At 46.4% G+C, this 1542-nt stretch carries 2 protein-coding genes; both read left to right on the top strand.

What is annotated here, in order from left to right; translation table 11 throughout:
* Nucleotides 1-464: 464 nt before the first annotated feature.
* Nucleotides 465-1094 (top strand): PAQR family membrane homeostasis protein TrhA, encoded by a 630-nt coding sequence (gene trhA, locus ACKWCC_RS19230; RefSeq protein WP_413997593.1) that lies wholly within the window; start codon nucleotides 465-467, stop codon nucleotides 1092-1094.
* A 98-nt stretch (nucleotides 1095-1192) separates the two neighbouring features.
* Nucleotides 1193-1459: a hypothetical protein gene (locus tag ACKWCC_RS19225; protein ID WP_413997592.1), complete on the top strand. Its 267-nt coding sequence runs from the start codon at nucleotides 1193-1195 to the stop codon at nucleotides 1457-1459.
* Nucleotides 1460-1542: the final 83 nt, after the last annotated feature.

The raw sequence follows: 1542 nt of genomic DNA, 5'->3' as shown, positions 1-1542 counted from the left end.
ACTGCTATACCAAGTGGGAGAGTAGGTAGCCGCCTTTTTTCGGGGTCCCCTTTTGCAATCGCAAAAGGGGACCCTTTTTTTATGGGAAAACCCCAAATGGCAGACCCATGGACAGCTTTGTCCCTTTCTTTACATCCAGATGTTGGGCTGTACTTTCGCAATAAAGGGTTAATACCATTTCCCAATTGAAAATAAGCCGATAAATGGTTTCTTTTTACGCCCTACTTCAAAATAAAAATAAGCCGTAGCTACGGCTATGCAATGATTTTTTGCCTAAATCTGCCACAAAGTTTACGATTGCCTTAGACGTCATTTCAGCTTTAAACCAACACTAGTTTGTAATACATCATACGGATTTTATGGGTCCGGACACTGTTCCAAGGGAATCATTTTCATTGGGGAGCGTGAACCTGGGAGGCTTTCCGTTGCTATTTATCAGTGAAAACTTGATTATCTTTATGTCCATGTCCAAGCTGGTTTCCAAAAAGGAGGAAATTTTGAACACCTGGTCCCACGGACTGGGGGCTGTGTTCGCCTTGGTCGGGTCCTGGTACCTGTGGGACAAGGGAAATGGCCAGGGCCCGTATGCAAATCTGAGTATCCTAATGTATGGGACAAGTCTTTTTGCGCTGTTTACCAGTTCTACCGTATATCACGCGGTGGCATCACCAAGGCTAAAACGGCGTTTCAGGATTTTGGACCACATCAGTATCTATATGCTCATTGCCGGGACCTATACCCCGGTGGCCCTGATCAGCCTGTTGCAGGGCAACGGCATCACCCTGTTTTTTGTGGTTTGGGGAATTGCCGGTCTTGGCACCCTTTTTAAGGTGTTCTATACGGGCAGGTTAGAGTTCGTGAGCCTTTTGCTATATCTCATAATGGGGTGGCTCATTGTGTTCGACTTTCAGAACCTTCTTGAAGTTACCACTGGCTTGGGCATTCGTTTTTTATTGGCCGGAGGCCTCTTCTACACCGTGGGCATCGTGTTTTACGCTTGGCAAAGAATTCCCTATAACCATTTTATTTGGCATCTGTTTGTTTTGGGGGGTGCCGCTTGTCACTGGTTTTTTATTTACTTGGATGTGGTATAGGGTCAGTGGGGACGCTTGGCCTGTCATTTTGGTCCAGAATGATGTTAAAACGGGTAGCTTGTTCCTTTCTTCTGGAACGGAAAATATAATGCTTGCCCATGATCCCTTTTCCTGAGCCTTTTGTATTTTTCGGACCAAAAGGACGCATCTTGCCACAGCGGTTTGCGTCCTGGAATTGCAAAGGACAAATTGGTCCCTTGGCTCAGGATACCGACTGGGCACAGGTTTCGGCATTACGTGCCTTACCGTTGCGGGAGGAGTTCATTGGCACCGCCAAATATTTTGATGATCAGAGGCTTGCCTCGAAATTAAAATACGGTTTCTTATTAGGGCTTGCTGATTTTCGCAAGGATTATAAACTTTAGGCCGCTACGATTCGGGGCGCATTTCGGCCACCATTTCCGATCGGTGCAAAAACCTTGCTTAAGAGCCCCTTTATGACGCCAGG

This window comes from Maribacter aquimarinus, from assembly GCF_047345505.1.
Taxonomy (GTDB): Bacteria; Bacteroidota; Bacteroidia; order Flavobacteriales; family Flavobacteriaceae; genus Maribacter.
The sequence above is the reverse complement of the archived record's forward strand: the minus strand, read 5'-3'. Positions and strand labels throughout refer to the sequence as shown.